Raw genomic sequence first — 14774 nt, forward strand, 5'->3', positions numbered from 1 at the left:
TAACATTGAGCTAAAACGCCATCATCCCAGGTAGCCCTTGGGGTGATTCGATTGCCAGCGCCAGGTATCAACGACCATGTCCTGCAAGTTGCGCGTAGCCTTCCAGCCCAACTCCTTTTGCGCCTTGGAAGGGTCGGCCCAGCTCTCGGCGATATCACCCGAGCGACGCGGCATCATCCGATAGGGCACCGGCTGCCCGCACGCCTGCTCGAACGCCCGCAGGACTTGCAACACGCTGTAGCCATCGCCCGTGCCCAGGTTCCAGGTATGGATGCCGGTGCGTCCGGCGATGGATTGCAAGGCCTTGAGATGCCCGTCCGCCAGGTCCACGACGTGGATGTAGTCGCGTACCCCGGTACCGTCGACCGTGGGGTAATCGTTGCCGAAGATCGACAACTCCTGCAGGCTGCCCACCGCCACCTGGCTGATGTAGGGCACCAGGTTGTTCGGTATGCCACTGGGGTCTTCGCCCAGATGACCGCTGTCATGCGCGCCGATCGGGTTGAAGTAACGCAACAGCGCGATGCTCCAGCGCGGCTCGGCCAGGCTCAGGTCGCGCAGTACATTTTCGACGATCAGCTTGGATTGACCGTAGGGATTGGTGGGGTTGCCCGTGGGGAAATCCTCGCGGATCGGCATCTGCTCCGGCTCACCGTATACCGTGGCCGATGAACTGAACACCAGGCGAAACACCCCGGCTGCGGCCATCGCCTGACACAGCGTTATGCTGCCGCTGACGTTGGTCTCGTAATACTCAAGCGGCTTGCGCACGCTCTCGCCCACGGCCTTGAGACCGGCAAAATGCAGGACGGCATCGATGGCATGCTGCTGGAAAATCCGGTCCAGCAAGGCCCGGTCGCACACATCACCGCGAATCATCAGCGCACTCTTGCCGCAAATGGCTTCCACCGCGTGCAATGCCGCGTCGCTGCTGTTGCAAAGATTATCCAGCACAACGACTTCATAGCCTGCCTCAAGCAGCGCGAGCGTGGTGTGCGAACCGATATATCCAGCTCCACCCGTTACCAGAATTTTCATAGCGCGGTCCATAGTGGGAAAAGTGCGAAGTTGCGTGTCAAGCCCCTCTTGTTAAAGCTGTGTGCTGAACCACACAAATAAGAGCGACAACAACCCAAAACAAAATTAGTTCAACGACTGGCAATAAATATTTTTTCAGGCCAAACTGTATTGCGGACTACTTATTAGCATTCCGACGCACTCACCACTATCAACAGATACCGACTAAAAATAACTAACAACTATCAACCCGACATCTCATAACATTGTCGCGTTATCCGCACATTGCTATTTGCCACTAGTGGCCAGACTCAGGTATTAAAGTAAGCCTTCAATAATCATTGAAACTTGCAATCACTCGTTATTGCGCGCACCCGTTGGCTGTGTTCCATGACTGTCCAGGATACTTTTATGATTCGTAAATGTTTGTTCCCCGCTGCCGGCTACGGCACTCGTTTCTTGCCGGCGACCAAAGCCATGCCCAAGGAAATGCTGCCGATCGTCAACAAGCCATTGATCGAGTACGCCGTCGAAGAAGCACGGGACGCCGGCCTGCAACACATGGCGATCGTCACCGGGCGGGGCAAGCGCGCGCTGGAAGACCACTTCGACATCAGCTATGAGCTGGAGCACCAGATTCGCGGCACCGAGAAAGAGAAGTTCCTGGCCGGAACCCGCGAGCTGATCGACACCTGCACCTTCTCCTACACCCGCCAGGTGGAAATGAAGGGCCTGGGCCACGCGATTCTCAGTGGCCGTCCGTTGATCGGCGACGAACCCTTCGCCGTGGTACTGGCCGATGACCTGTGCCTGAACCTGGAAGGTGATGGCGTGCTCACGCAAATGATCGAGCTGTACAAGAAATTCCGCTGCTCGATCGTGGCCATCCAGGAAGTCCCCCGCGACCAGACCCACAAGTACGGCGTGATTGCCGGCGAGCCGATCTCCGACGGGATCTACCGAGTCAACAACATGGTGGAAAAACCGGCCCCGCAAGACGCCCCGTCGAACCTGGCGATCATCGGCCGCTACATTCTGACGCCGGATATCTTCGACCTGATCGCCGACACCGAGCCGGGGAAAGGCGGGGAAATCCAGATCACCGACGCGCTGATGAAACAGGCGCAGAACGGTTGTGTGCTGGCCTACAAGTTCAAGGGTTTGCGCTTCGATTGCGGCGACGCCGAGGGTTACCTGCAGGCGACCAACTTCTGCTACGAAAACGTGTATTTGAAGGGCCGCTAAGACGGCTCAAACCCCCGACGCCCACTCTTCATTCAGGCAGGCCAACCATGAACATTGCACAACTCTCGGCATACATTGAAATGGAGGTGGGCAACCTCGGCGTGATGTCCTCGTTATCGCGCCATCAGCGGTTGCCGAGCGCCAACGAATCCTGGCTCGGCCCCACGCTGCTGGTGGAACGAATCGGCATGTTTCCCTCTTCCGGAGACATCCGCCGGCCGATGCTCGACCCCGATCCCCTCCTCGCTCACCTGAAAAGGCTTTACCGCGGGCAGGCGCTGGAAATCGACGACCGCGATGGGCTGAAAGTGATATTCAGCGACTGGCGATTCCGGGTGCGCATTTGCTGCAACGACCCGGCCATCATCATCAACGTGGAGACCCGTTGTGCTACGCAACTGATGCCGCTTAAAACCGCAGAGCTGCTGAGTCACCTGGAAACATTCGAAAATAGCCGCAGCCCCCTGTAGGAGCTGCCGCAGGCTGCGATCTTTTGATCTTGATCTTGAAAAACAAAATCAAAAGATCGCAGCCTGCGGCAGCTCCTACATCACGCCCGCATCGCAGCTGTCCTGTCCGCCAGCAATCCAGCGATAGAAGTAATCGGCAATCACCCGCCCACCCGTAGCCGGAACCGGATGAATCTTGTCCGGGCCGATCATGGTGGCGGCATAGCGCTTGAAGTCGGCGCCGAACGCGCACTGCAGATTGGCGTAACCGAGGTGTTCCTTGCGTGCCCAGGGTTCCAGGACTTGCGCATAGGCCGACATCGGGTAAGCACTGGAACGTGTGGTGTCCTGACGCAGGATCAGGTTGATGCTCGCCGCCGGTTGAATCTCGCGAACCATCCCCACCAAGCCCTGAATGTTCTTCAGGTACTGCTCGGGTTTCACGCCAAAACCCTGGTCGTTACCGCCCAGCATGATCAGGTAGATGTCGGCGGGAATCTTCGATACCACCGTCTTCCACTGCGCCTGCCAGCGGCCATCGCTGTGGTAGAAGTCAGCGGACGCCGCGCCGGACGCCGCCAGTTTGGACACCCTCACACCGTCCTGTTGGTTGCTCATCCACAGGCCGAAGAGCGTTGGCGCGCCTTTCACCACTTCCAGCCGAAACGCCCAGTCTTTCGCTGCCGATGTACCTGGCAGTGGCACTTCCTGAACCCCTGAACCTGCGAGCGTCAATGGCTGCCAGGATTGCGACGATGCCCAACGGTAGCGAACCTCATTGGGTTCGCCATTGCCGAGGTAGAGCAATTTCGCCTGGGTGACAGACGTGTTGATGGCCGGTGTCGGATCGGCATCGATCTCCAGCCAGGCGCCGGGCCGACCGGTAAGGGTGCGACTGTCGGGGCTGGCCTGGCCAAGGGCGGACACTTGCCAGTCACCGCCGAAGTACTTCTCACTGCTGCGGGTGTATTTGAAGTGCGTGCCGCCCAGTGCCGCGCCGTGGTTGAAGCCGACATAAGCGGGACCGGCGAAACCTGCCTTCCCGGCCAGCCGCTGCACCAGTTTGTTCAGATAGAAATCCTGCCCGGCGCTGTAGCTGTCGCCGATCACCGAGATGGACAGGACCTTCCCACCCTTCCCTTCGCGCCACTGGCCGAACCGTTCGCGAGCGTCGCCGACCTCGACCACATACGCCGCAACTGGCTGGACGTCATCAACTGCCAACATGCATCGTTTCCTTCACTCGGACACTCATCAGGTCTGCGGCACCGGGGCGACGTTTGCCGGCGGTTTTTTCGCCGCCGCACGCTCCCCCAGGAACAGCACGGAGGTGAAGTTGAATCGACTGAACACCATCGATAGCACCACCGGCCCCAGCAAGCCACACGTCAGGCCACCGAACACCAGAAGGCTTTCGTCCTTCACGCCCAAGCGCCCCAGGACAAACCGCGAAGTGGCGGCAAACAACACATGGAACAAGAAGATCGCGTAGGAGTACCCGCCGAGCCAGGTCAGCCATTTCGAGCGCATGTCACTCGACAGCAACGCAATGCAGGACACGCAACCCACGGTCAGACCGATCAGGCTGCGGCGGTCGACGATCAACTCACGATCCACCGCCGCCACGTACAGCAGCGTCAGCGAGATCAACACAAACACCAACGGCCCGATCACCTTGAACCGTTGCTTCAACCCATCGACATTTTCCTGGCCAATCATCCCCGCCACAAAAAACGGTAGCAGGTAGATCGCGCCGTTGATGCCGAACGCATCGAACTTGAACGGCGGTAACAAAAACAGCGCCGCCGCAAAGGCAAACAGCAGATACAGGCGCGTCGCCGAACGCAGCAAACCACGCCATTCCAGCAGGCCGACGAACATGAAAATGATGAACACCGCCTGCAAGAACCAGAAGTGGTTGATCGGCACCCAGAACGACAACAACGCATCGATCACGCCGACGTCCTTGTTCACGCCCGGGCCCACCGCCTGCAATACGGAGAACGGCACGCCGACGCAGAACAGCGGCACGATCAGCCGCCGCACCTTGCCGGAGAAAAACGCCGAAAAGTCATTCCCACGGATTTTGTAGATGGAATAGATGTAGCCGGAAATGAAGGTGAACAGCGGCATGCGCACGTACACCATGGAGTCGGCGATCACCCGGAACGGCGAGCCCAGGTCTATTTTCAAGCCGCCGCCCAACGGGCCGATGACGTGATAGAGCACCAGCAGCAGGCACGCCAGGCCGCGCAGGGTTTCGATCTCCAGGGACTTTTTCTTGCTCGACATAAAGCACCTGCCTCAATTCAGAATTCTTGATTCAACCTGCACCGGCTTGTTCGCCCGCAACATCAAGCCCAGGCCCACGAACAACACCGGTACCACCATCGAGAAGTGCCGGGCAAAGGAGCCGAAGTCCGGCTCGAACAACCCTTGAACCAGCAAAAATGCCAGCGGAATCGCGATCAGTTCCTTAGGCTTGGTCTGGATCGGCGCGCCTTTGTAATCGGTCGAGGTGATGACTTTGAACAGCAGCAGCGCGGTCATGATCATCAACGCCACAAAGATCACCTGCCCCGGCCCCGACAGCAGAATCAGCTCCACCGGGAACGACAACCGGAAGAAGATGATCATCGAGTCCAGCGCCTGCGAGACAAAGTCGCTGCCGCTGAGCCACGAGACGATCAACGACTTGGAGCCCTCCTCACCCGCCGTGCGCAGTTCGTTGTTACTGGCGCGAATCGACGACACCGGAAACCCGAGTGCCACCTGGATCGCCATGGCGACCGCCAGGTAGAACAGGAACAGCATCAGGAAGAAGGTGAAGCGCGAGACATACTTCTTCATCACGCAGACGCCGACCCAGGACAGTGAAAACAGAATCCAGTAGGGTCGGATCAGCACGCCGTAAATCACCGCCGAGAAGAAAAATCCGCCGCGATACTTGCGCGTCAACGAGCTGAGCAAAATGCTCAACACCGCCACCGACACGATGATTTCCTTGGTCAGGTTTTCCAGGAAAAACGAGCGAACGATGCCCCACAGGCACAGCGTGCCGAAAATCGTCAGGGGCATGCGCCGGAAGACCACCACGGGAATCGCCGTGAGGAAAAAATTGCAGAACATGCCGTAGGCCCAGGCATTGGTCAGATTGATCCCGGTGGGCCGCAGCAGAAACGCCGAACACTCATAGGAAGAGCGATCCGGCGAGAACGGGTTCCAGAAATTGCAGTTGTCGGCACGGGCGTAGGACGACCACAAGGTCATGGCATCCGGGCCAGGATCACGGGGGACCAACAGCGGCATGGCCACCGACAGAAACAACCCGGTGAAGAGGATCAGGAACGAAATCGAGGAATCGAGTCTCTTGCCGCGAAACTCGATGCACGGCAGCTTCAACCCCATGCCAAAGCCCCTTTCGGCCGGGTCACACGGGTCAACACGGCAATCACGCCGAGCTGCACGATGATCGCAAAGACATTGCCCCAGGCAGCGCCGTAGATCGAGTAGTGCTTGATCAGCACGTAGCTGACCGGCACCGAAACCAACAAGCAGATCGCCGCACTGGCCAGTGACACCCGGCTGTTCTTCGAGGCAATCAAACCACCCCAGACGATGTCGCCAATCGCGCGCAAGGCAAAGGAAAAAATCAGCACGCCAAGAATCGCATTGTCCGGACGCGGAACACTCGTGGCGACGTAATCGAGCACAACGTTGAAGAACAGATAAATCAGCACCGCCACCGCAGCGGACACCAGCAGCGAGCGCATGACCCATTTGTTCACGAACAGTTGCCGGACCGTGAACGGCTGTTGATCAGCCTGAAAACGTTTGGCGAGCACCGGAATGCCGACCACCGCCACCACCGCATAGGACAGCGCCTGCAAGGTATTGGCCGCCGACCAGGCGTACACGTATTTACCGAGGCTGGCGTAGGGTTCCAGATCGACGATCAGAAAGCGTTCGGCGTACTGACTCAACGCGATCAAGCCTGTGCCGAGATAGAACGGCAGCCCGGCCTTCCACACGGTTGCCGTGGCCAGCGTCCCGCTCACCCGGCCTTCGTGCACCTTCACCACGATCAGGTAGCCGGCCACGATCACCAGCACGTTGGCCGCCACCCACAACCACAGCACACTGGCGATCCCGGACACCCAGCCGAGCATCATCCCGCCAACGGCCAACAGCGCCCAGAGGCCGGTCTTGATGAAAAACAGCAGCGCGCCGGCCGTGGCTTTCTGCGCGGAGAACACGAAGGAGTTGATTTCGAACGACAGGTGTTCGGTGAGCAAAACCAGGGTCACGCAGAGGATCAGCGCGGTCGTCGCCTCGACTGTCTGGAACAGCGAATAGACCAGCACCGTCGCTACCGACAACAGCAGCCCCACGGCCAGGTACAGCAGCAGGACCTTGTCGACGACCCGTCGCGAACTGCCGCCGACGCTGATCAGCCGATTGATTTCGGAACTGAAACCGACGCTGTAGAACTTCGACGCAATCAACGAGGCAGCGACCACCACGCCATAAAAACCCAGTGCCTCATAACCGAGGAAATGGGTGATCGCCAGCACCAGCAAAAACTTCGCGCCCAATGCCCCGCCGCGAAGCAGTAGCCGAAATATCATCGAACGATACCTTTGATGATGTCGTCCATGGCCACGGTTTTCGCCTCGATCTCGCGGCAGGTATCGGTCAGGCGCTTGCCGAAAATCGACAGCGCATTCGGCGCGTAGACCGTGTCGATGATGGTGTCGACGTCAATGTCGCCGCCGTTGATCACCCAGTCTTCCACACCCATGTCCTGATAGGCGCCGAAACCTTTGCGCTCATAGCTGATGTGGTAGGCCGGGACGCCGGACAGCAGCGACTCGATGGCGCCGTGCAGACGCACGGAAATCACCAGGTCCGGCTGATATTTGGCCAAGGTCGCTTTCAATGGCAGCAGGTCTTCGGTAATGCCCAGTTCGCGATAGAACGCACCGTCATCGTTGCCGCGCACGGCGCTCTGCACCGCGCAAACCACTTTGCTTTTGTTCTTCAAGCGCTGCAGCAGCACCTTCAGATTGGCCACGTAGGCGACCTTCTTCTCCTTGCTCCACTCCGGCGGCTTGCGCAGCACCACACACACCGTGGCCGGCGATGAGGCGCAACGGGTGAACTTGGGCTGCATGAGGATTTTGCTGGCCAATGACTGGACCGCCAGATCCGGTGCGCGGTAGACATTTTCACAGGCATCGAAAATCGCCGATGAGCGATTGTCGCGCACGAACACCGCATCGGCACTGGCGTAATGCTCGACGATCTTGCTGCTCTCGCCGTGGAACGGTCCGATGCTTTGCGGTAGGTACACCGACGGCACTTTGCTGAGGATCGCCGTTTCCAGTTGCTTGGCGTGGCCCAGTTTCAACTTGATGTGTTCGAAGGCGCTTTTGGAGCGCATGTAGCCGCCACCGACGCCAACGATCAAATCGGTTTTCTTCAACAGATCCGCGAGACCAGCGTAGGACTGGTTGAGGAACACCGCTTGCTTGACCCGCCCCAGCCCCTTGGCCGCCATGACCGGCGCATCAAAACGCGGGTGCGGCAAGTAACTGAAGGACTCTGGATCGGAGGCCACGACACTGATCGAGGTGTCGTCACCAAAGTTTCGCTGCACCAGGGCAATGGCCAGATCCACGAGCAGACCGTCACCGGAGTTGGACGCACTGTAGCCATGCAAAATCGTTACGTTCATATGCTTGAGTTCTACTTAAAAAGTGGGGGCGCGATACAGGTCATAGGTCTGGCGGATCATCAACGCGGCGCTGAAGCGCTCGCGGACGATGCTGCGCCCTTCGCTGCCAAGGTCGAGCAATCGCGGTTTCTGGATTTTCGTCAGCACATCGGCCAGCGCCTGGTGGTCGCCGCTGGGGAAGACGTAGCCGGACACCTCGTTGGTGACCAGTTCGGGCAGCGACGTGCAGTTGCTGGCAATCACCGGCAAGCCCATGGCCATGCCTTCGAGCGGCACCATGGCAAAGCCTTCCCAGCGACTCGGGACGATCAGCGCATCGGCTTTGCGGTACAGCGCCTGGACTTCGCTCGGCGTCACCCACGGCAGGTATTCAACCCCTTCCATTGGCGGGCACTCGACCGAATCCTCGTTCACCGCGCTGCCAACCACCGTCAGTTTCAGGTCGCTGCGCTGGACGTTGGCGAAAGCCTTGAGCAACACGTCGAAGCCTTTCTGATAGTCGAGACGGCCGACGAAGAGCAGATGAATCGGCTCGGGACTGCTGGCTTTCGGCGCGTCATCCTTGTGATGTATGCCGTTGTAGATCAGCTTCATGCGCTTGCGCTCAATACCGAACCGCGCGGCTTTGTCGAGCTCGTACTGGCTGACGCAGATGATCACGTCGGTGACCTTCTGCAATACCCGCTCGATCCACGCGTAGGCTTTCTGCTTGGTCGGCGAGCTTTCCATCAGGAACGAAAAGGCATGGGGGCAGTAGACGACTTTCGGCTTGCGCCAGGGTCGCAACAGCACGCACACGCAACGCCCGATAACCCCGGAAAAGGTGCTGTGCAAATGCACGACATCGGGTTTTTCCTTGAGCATCACCTGGGTCAGTCGCCAGGCGAAGCGCAGCAACGACGGCACATTGCGTCCGGTCCGGGCGAAGGTGCGGATCTGTTGCCCGGCAATCCCGTGCAGTTCCTTTTCCTGATCCTGCGGGACCAGATAGACCAGCTCATAGCTGGCCGCGTCGCCTTCGGGGGAAGCCGAAATCGTGCGGATCACCGTCGCGACGCCACCTTTGATCGTCTCTGCCACGTGCAGTATTTTTTTCACAACTCACCCACTTCAAACATGAAAGGACAACCGCTGACACTCAGGATTTGTCGGACGCGTATTCGTAGTTGTAATAGCCGTAGCCGCCGTTGCCGTAGTAGCTGGCCGCGCGCTTCTCGACGCCATTGAACACGGCGCCCTTCAACTCGATGCCGTTCTGGGCAAAGCGCCGAATCGTCAGTTCGATCTCTTTGGCCGGGTTCACCCCGAAGCGTGTGACAATCAGGCTGATCCCCGCTTCGCGACCGACAATCGCCGCATCCGTCACCGCCAGCAGCGGTGGCGTGTCGATGATCACCACGTCATACAGCTCGCTGAGTTGCGCCAGCAGCTCACGAAAGTTGGCGTGCATCAACAGCTCGGAAGGATTGGGCGGAACCTGCCCGCGGCTGATGAAATGCAGGTTGTCGACTTCGACTTTATTGATCGCCTGCTCGAGGCTGCAGCGCTTGACCAACAGGTCCGACAAGCCGTTGGCGATCGGTGTGTTCAGGGTCTTGTGCAGATGGCCCTTGCGCATGTCGGCATCGATCAGCACCACCCGCTGCCCGCTCTGCGCCATGACCGCCGCCAGGTTGGAGGAGACGAAAGTCTTGCCGACCTGTGGGCTCGGGCCGGAAATCATGATCCGGTTGTTGGTCGAGTCCAGCCCGGCAAAGTGCAGGCAGGTGCGCAAACTGCGGATCGACTCGATGGACAGGTCCGTCGGGTTACGCAGGGCCAACAGGTACGCCGGCTTGTCCGCTCCGTCCTTGGCACGAACCTTTTTACTGTCTTCTTCCTGTTGCAGTGCGCTGTATGGAATCGACGCGTACACCGGCAAGCCGAGTTGCTCGATGGCCTCCGGACCTTCCAGGCCTCGGCTCAGGGACTTGCGCAGCAACACCAGCGCGACCCCGAAAAAGGCACCGAGGAAGGTTGCAATCAGAACGATCAAGGCTTTTTTCGGTTTGACCGGGCTGGTCAGGTCGACATCCGCGGAGTCGATCAAGCGCACATTGCCCACCGCCCCTGCGCGGACGATGTCCAGCTCCTGGGATTTGTTCAGCAGTTGCGTGTAGATCTGCGACGCCACTTCCACATCGCGGGTCAGGTTCAGCAGTTCCTGTTGCGTCGCCGGCAGGTCCTGGGCCTTGCTCTCCAGCGCCTTCTGCTGCTGGGTCAATTCGCCGATCTGGGTCATCAGCGCGCGATACGCCGGATGCTGCCGGGTGAACTTGCGATCCATCTCCGCCTGTTGCATTTTCAGTTCGGAGATACGGGTGTCCAGACTGACGACCTGTTCCAGCACCGATTGGGTTTCGAGGGAAATGTTGACCGTCTTGCCGCGGGTCTGATAACCGTTGAGCGCATCGCTGGCCTTGGCCAGGTCGCGTTTGACCTGCGGCAGCTGGCCTTGCAGGAACGCCAGGCTCTGCGCCGCTTCCGCCGACGTGCGTTGGACGTTCTGCTGCACATACAACGAAGCGATCTTGTTGAGGATTTTCACCGCCTCGGCGGCGTCGGTGCTGGCCAGGGCCAGACGAATAATCCCCGACTCCTTGCCTTGCTCGGCAATATCCAGCGCATCCTGGTAGCTCTGGATGGTCACGATCCGTGGATTGCGCACCACTTCGAAGCGGGTGCCAGGGTTCGCCGACAGCTGAGCGATCTGCCCCTCTACTTCGTTCTGTTTGAACGCCTCGCCGGCGACGCCTTCGACCAGCAGATTGTCGTTTTCATCGAACAGCTGGAATCGATGCTGTTCACCGGCAATCAGCGTGAGTTTCTTGCCCAGCCGTTCTTTCGGCAGATTGAGCCGGTTGATCTCCAGGCGCTCCCCGCCCCAGGCGTAGCTGTTCAGGCCGAAACGCGGCGCCGCGACACTGGACTCGGTCTCGCCGCGATAACGTCGGGCGAGAAAACCGCCGATGACCGGGAAGGTGTTGGGGGTGACGTCGATATCAAGGCGCAGATCATCGACCGTTTTGCCGATCACCGCACGGGACTTGATGATGCCGATTTCGGTCACCGACGGCGATTGCCCGCCGAGCATGCTGTTGAGATCGGAAAACCCGAGCATGTCGTTCTTCTTCGGCTCGACCTGCACCAGCGCGTTCGCCAGGTACACGGGCGTTGCCAAAACCGCATAGGCAACGCCGGTCGCCATGAAGGCACCGGTGAGCGCGCCGATCAACCATTTCTGGTCAACCAGGGAGCCAAATATGCCGAGAAGATCAATGCTGTCTTGATCGTTGTCACGGGTGCCGATTACTGACGGTAACTGCATAAGTCTGTTCTTACCATTCACTGATCTGAAGAATATTCATCAATGTCCGAGGCGCTGCGCCCATGAGCTAACAGCATCTTCAATCAATGCATGGGCATGAATAAAAGCGGCCTTTCCTTGACGATACGGATCCTGTATTTCTCGCTCGCTCTGCCACTTTCCGAGCAGAAACACTTTACCCCTGGCATGAGAGGCAATCTTCAGTACTTGTTTTACATGCTCTTTTTCCATCACCAGAATCAGGTCTGATTCATTAACGATGTCCGGTGTAATTTGCCGCGCCTTAAACCCCTGGGCACTGTGTCCATGGTCTTCCAGAACCTGGAGGGCCGACGGTTCCATGGCCTCGCCCACCCGTGCGGCAAGGCCCGCCGAGGTGACAGTGATCGTTGAAGGGGCCAGCGCGTTACGCAGCAAAGTTTCTGCGGTCGGACTTCGGCAGATATTGCCCACGCAAACGACAAGGATCTTTCTGAACAAGGTTACTTTCCCGTGTAATATCAATAGGCCAATATGCCAGTGGGCTTTAGTGAACCCACAAGACCTCGCGGCACTGAGAAATAGATTCGCCCTGTTAATACAAGTGCATTAAGTACCACAGCCCCCAAAAGCCACCCAACCAGAATTACCGGACCAAAAATAACTGTGATTTTCCGAAACTTATTGCCTGACAAAAAATAACATTCGCGCACTTCGCACCCTCGCAAGTATCGAAATGAAAGTAACGCGTCAACGATTGGAAAATGTCATTACCCGCCAGGAGTGCAGGCATGAAAGCAGTAGGTTTCAAACGGCTCACCGCCTCAACCCTGTTAATGCTGGGTGCAGCCAGTCAGGTTTACGCCAGTGACTTGTTCCCCGTACTGGCCGCCAACAAGACCATCGGTGTCCAGGTGAAGATCCAGACCTTCTCCCCCACCGACGCCGAGCAGATCAAGGCCGCCGGCTTCGGATTCGTGCGTTTTGGCGTGTGGACCAACAGCCTGGGCGGCCCGGCGTATCAAAAGCAGATCAGCGACGCCTTTGCCGCAGCCAGGTCCGCCGATCTGCCGGTACTGATGACCGTACGCTCGACCAAGGCGCTGACCTCCGCGCCCGACAACACCAGCGAACTCGTTGCGGCGGGCGAATCGTTCGCCAGTTCGGTGAAGGGGCTGGAAAAATCATACGGCGCGCAGCTCGTCGCGATTGAAATATGGAACGAACCAGACCTGGCGAAGTACTGGCCAACCCGAAAGCTCGACACGACTTTTGTGCCGTTCATGAGCGCCCTGTGCAAGTCGATGCAGGACCAACCGCCATCGACGCCGCTGATCGGCTTTGGCTTCGCCCGGCCACCGAGTGCCGGCACGACGTCAGCCTTGGCGCTGAAAAAAATCGTCGGTGAATACCCCCGATGCCTGAGTGCGATCTCCTATCACCCCTATGGCATGTCCGGCGAGCAGATCAGCAAGGCCCAGGCGTTTATTCAGCAGAACTACCATCTGCCGGGCGTCATCACTGAATGGGGCGTGCCCTCCCTCAGCTCAAACGGCGGGATTGAAGCCCAGGCCAGCAAAATCAGCACCTTCATCGCCGACGTCAAGAAGCTCGACATCCCGCTGACATCGATTTACGAGTGGAAAAACAGTGAAACAGGCAGCAACGACCGGGAGCGGAATTTCGGCTTCCTGACCTCCGACGGTCAGGCAAAACCGGCGAAAATGGCCGTCTCTACCCAGTTGAATCCGCAGTAGGACGTACCTCCACGGGGCGCTGACGGTCAGTTGCTTTGAACCTGTGCCGCGTTTCGGCATCGTATTCATCGATACCACGCCCCGCCTTTCAAACAATCGTTTTCAGGTTGTTGCCGCAGGGGCCGTCTATACACGTACACGCCCTTGAGTGGCTGTCAGCGCTCGGGTAATGTCATCAGACCCATAGGACAGAGCACGCTCATGACTTCCAAGCTGGAACAACTCAAACAAATGACCACCGTGGTTGCCGACACCGGCGACTTCGAAGCGATCGCTCGCGTTAAACCGGTGGACGCCACCACCAACCCTTCCCTGCTGCTCAAGGCCGCGGCCATTCCTGCGTATGCCGAGCTGCTGAACGCCAGCGTCAACGACTGCAAGGGCGATGTGGGCCTGGCCAGCGACCGTTTTGGCGTGGCCGTGGGTCAGGAAATCCTGAAAGTGATCCCGGGCCGCATTTCCACCGAAGTGGATGCGCGCCTGTCGTTCGATAGCGATGCCATGTTGAAGCGCGCCCATCGCCTGATCGAGCTGTACGACAAGGCCGGCATTGGCCGCGACCGCGTACTGATCAAGATCGCCTCCACCTGGGAAGGCATCCGTGCCGCCGAGATCCTGGAAAAGGAAGGCATCCAGACCAACCTGACCCTGCTGTTCTCCTTCGCCCAGGCAGCCGCCTGTGCCGATGCCGGGGTGTTCCTGATTTCGCCGTTCGTGGGCCGTATCTACGACTGGTACAAGAAAGCCAACGGCAACGATTACACCGGCGCGGATGATCCGGGCGTGCAGTCGGTGACGCGCATCTACAACTACTACAAGGCCAATGACTACAAGACCGTGGTCATGGGGGCGAGCTTCCGCAATCTGGGCCAGATCGAACAACTGGCCGGCTGCGACCGCCTGACCATCAGCCCGGACCTGATCGACAAGCTGGCAGCGGATACCGGCAAGCTGGAGCGCAAACTGGCGCCAGGCCATGCCGGTGAAGCACGCCTGAGCCTCAACGAATCGCAGTTCCGCTGGTTGTCCAACGAGGATGCGATGGCGACCGAGAAGCTGGCTGAAGGTATTCGTCAGTTCGCGCGGGATCAGGAGAAGCTTGAGGCGTTGTTGCAGGCCAAGCTGTGATTTGAGCGGGAGTCATGCAAAAAGGGCGAACCCTCACGGGTTCGCCCTTTTTTGTCAGCGATCTCGCACTCACAGGGATTGTGGGTTGAAATCGA

At 58.7% G+C, this 14774-nt stretch carries 13 protein-coding genes; 4 read left to right on the top strand and 9 right to left on the bottom strand.

Features of this window, described 5'->3' with window-relative positions:
- Positions 1–21: 21 nt before the first annotated feature.
- Entirely contained in the window at positions 22–1038 is a 1017-nt protein-coding gene (gene galE / locus KW838_RS22220; RefSeq protein WP_217837708.1) for a UDP-glucose 4-epimerase GalE, read from the bottom strand.
- A gap of 390 nt (positions 1039–1428) precedes the next feature.
- Here galE and galU point away from each other — a divergent pair, with 390 nt between their 5' ends.
- The gene (galU, locus tag KW838_RS22225) at positions 1429–2262 is read left to right on the top strand and encodes a UTP--glucose-1-phosphate uridylyltransferase GalU (RefSeq protein ID WP_102698711.1); all 834 of its coding nucleotides are present in this window, start codon (positions 1429–1431) and stop codon (positions 2260–2262) included.
- 47 nt (positions 2263–2309) lie between these two features.
- Positions 2310–2732, top strand: coding sequence for a mannose-1-phosphate guanylyltransferase (locus tag KW838_RS22230; RefSeq protein WP_218503616.1), 423 nt, complete (start codon positions 2310–2312; stop codon positions 2730–2732).
- Between the two features lie 75 nt (positions 2733–2807).
- Here KW838_RS22230 and KW838_RS22235 read toward each other — a convergent pair whose 3' ends face one another.
- From KW838_RS22235 to KW838_RS22270, 8 genes are read right to left on the bottom strand one after another with little or no spacing between them, the layout of a single operon-like run.
- A complete protein-coding gene (locus tag KW838_RS22235; RefSeq protein WP_218503617.1) occupies positions 2808–3938 on the bottom strand; it encodes an SGNH/GDSL hydrolase family protein in 1131 nt (376 codons plus the stop codon).
- Between the two features lie 27 nt (positions 3939–3965).
- Positions 3966–5003: an acyltransferase family protein gene (locus KW838_RS22240; protein ID WP_218503618.1), complete on the bottom strand. Its 1038-nt coding sequence runs from the start codon at positions 5001–5003 to the stop codon at positions 3966–3968.
- Positions 5004–5015: 12 nt separating this feature from the next.
- Positions 5016–6119: a hypothetical protein gene (locus KW838_RS22245; protein WP_218481457.1), complete on the bottom strand. Its 1104-nt coding sequence runs from the start codon at positions 6117–6119 to the stop codon at positions 5016–5018.
- A complete protein-coding gene (locus KW838_RS22250; protein WP_218503619.1) occupies positions 6110–7339 on the bottom strand; it encodes a polysaccharide biosynthesis C-terminal domain-containing protein in 1230 nt (409 codons plus the stop codon). The genes KW838_RS22245 and KW838_RS22250 overlap by 10 nt, the downstream gene beginning before the upstream one ends.
- Entirely contained in the window at positions 7336–8448 is a 1113-nt protein-coding gene (locus KW838_RS22255) for a polysaccharide pyruvyl transferase family protein (protein ID WP_218503620.1), read from the bottom strand. Before KW838_RS22255 ends, KW838_RS22250 begins: the two co-directional genes overlap by 4 nt.
- Before the next feature lie 15 nt (positions 8449–8463).
- Positions 8464–9546 (bottom strand): glycosyltransferase, encoded by a 1083-nt coding sequence (locus KW838_RS22260; RefSeq protein WP_102698718.1) that lies wholly within the window; start codon positions 9544–9546, stop codon positions 8464–8466.
- 40 nt (positions 9547–9586) lie between these two features.
- Complete coding sequence (locus KW838_RS22265; RefSeq protein WP_218503621.1) at positions 9587–11815, bottom strand: polysaccharide biosynthesis tyrosine autokinase; 2229 nt, start codon at positions 11813–11815, stop codon at positions 9587–9589.
- Between the two features lie 39 nt (positions 11816–11854).
- On the bottom strand, positions 11855–12295 hold the full coding sequence (locus tag KW838_RS22270) for a low molecular weight protein-tyrosine-phosphatase (protein ID WP_102698720.1): 441 nt from the start codon (positions 12293–12295) through the stop codon (positions 11855–11857).
- Between the two features lie 290 nt (positions 12296–12585).
- Here KW838_RS22270 and KW838_RS22275 point away from each other — a divergent pair, with 290 nt between their 5' ends.
- Together KW838_RS22275 and tal are read left to right on the top strand one after the other, a co-directional pair.
- Complete coding sequence (locus KW838_RS22275) at positions 12586–13551, top strand: glycosyl hydrolase family 5 (RefSeq protein ID WP_218503622.1); 966 nt, start codon at positions 12586–12588, stop codon at positions 13549–13551.
- A 201-nt stretch (positions 13552–13752) separates the two neighbouring features.
- Positions 13753–14679 (top strand): transaldolase, encoded by a 927-nt coding sequence (gene tal, locus KW838_RS22280; protein ID WP_102698722.1) that lies wholly within the window; start codon positions 13753–13755, stop codon positions 14677–14679.
- Positions 14680–14774 lie beyond the last annotated feature (95 nt).

It is taken from the genome of Pseudomonas sp. PDM27 (assembly GCF_019219205.1).
Classification (GTDB): Bacteria; Pseudomonadota; Gammaproteobacteria; order Pseudomonadales; family Pseudomonadaceae; genus Aquipseudomonas; species Aquipseudomonas laurylsulfatiphila.

What these genes read in the sequence shown, in the direction of transcription:
- galE (WP_217837708.1), bottom strand. Translation starts at nt 1,038, where the DNA reads ATGAAAATTCTGGTAACGGGTGGAGCTGGATATATCGGTTCGCACACC.
- galU (WP_102698711.1), top strand. Translation starts at nt 1,429, where the DNA reads ATGATTCGTAAATGTTTGTTCCCCGCTGCCGGCTACGGCACTCGTTTC.
- KW838_RS22230 (WP_218503616.1), top strand. Translation starts at nt 2,310, where the DNA reads ATGAACATTGCACAACTCTCGGCATACATTGAAATGGAGGTGGGCAAC.
- KW838_RS22235 (WP_218503617.1), bottom strand. Translation starts at nt 3,938, where the DNA reads ATGTTGGCAGTTGATGACGTCCAGCCAGTTGCGGCGTATGTGGTCGAG.
- KW838_RS22240 (WP_218503618.1), bottom strand. Translation starts at nt 5,003, where the DNA reads ATGTCGAGCAAGAAAAAGTCCCTGGAGATCGAAACCCTGCGCGGCCTG.
- KW838_RS22245 (WP_218481457.1), bottom strand. Translation starts at nt 6,119, where the DNA reads ATGGGGTTGAAGCTGCCGTGCATCGAGTTTCGCGGCAAGAGACTCGAT.
- KW838_RS22250 (WP_218503619.1), bottom strand. Translation starts at nt 7,339, where the DNA reads ATGATATTTCGGCTACTGCTTCGCGGCGGGGCATTGGGCGCGAAGTTT.
- KW838_RS22255 (WP_218503620.1), bottom strand. Translation starts at nt 8,448, where the DNA reads ATGAACGTAACGATTTTGCATGGCTACAGTGCGTCCAACTCCGGTGAC.
- KW838_RS22265 (WP_218503621.1), bottom strand. Translation starts at nt 11,815, where the DNA reads ATGCAGTTACCGTCAGTAATCGGCACCCGTGACAACGATCAAGACAGC.
- KW838_RS22275 (WP_218503622.1), top strand. Translation starts at nt 12,586, where the DNA reads ATGAAAGCAGTAGGTTTCAAACGGCTCACCGCCTCAACCCTGTTAATG.
- tal (WP_102698722.1), top strand. Translation starts at nt 13,753, where the DNA reads ATGACTTCCAAGCTGGAACAACTCAAACAAATGACCACCGTGGTTGCC.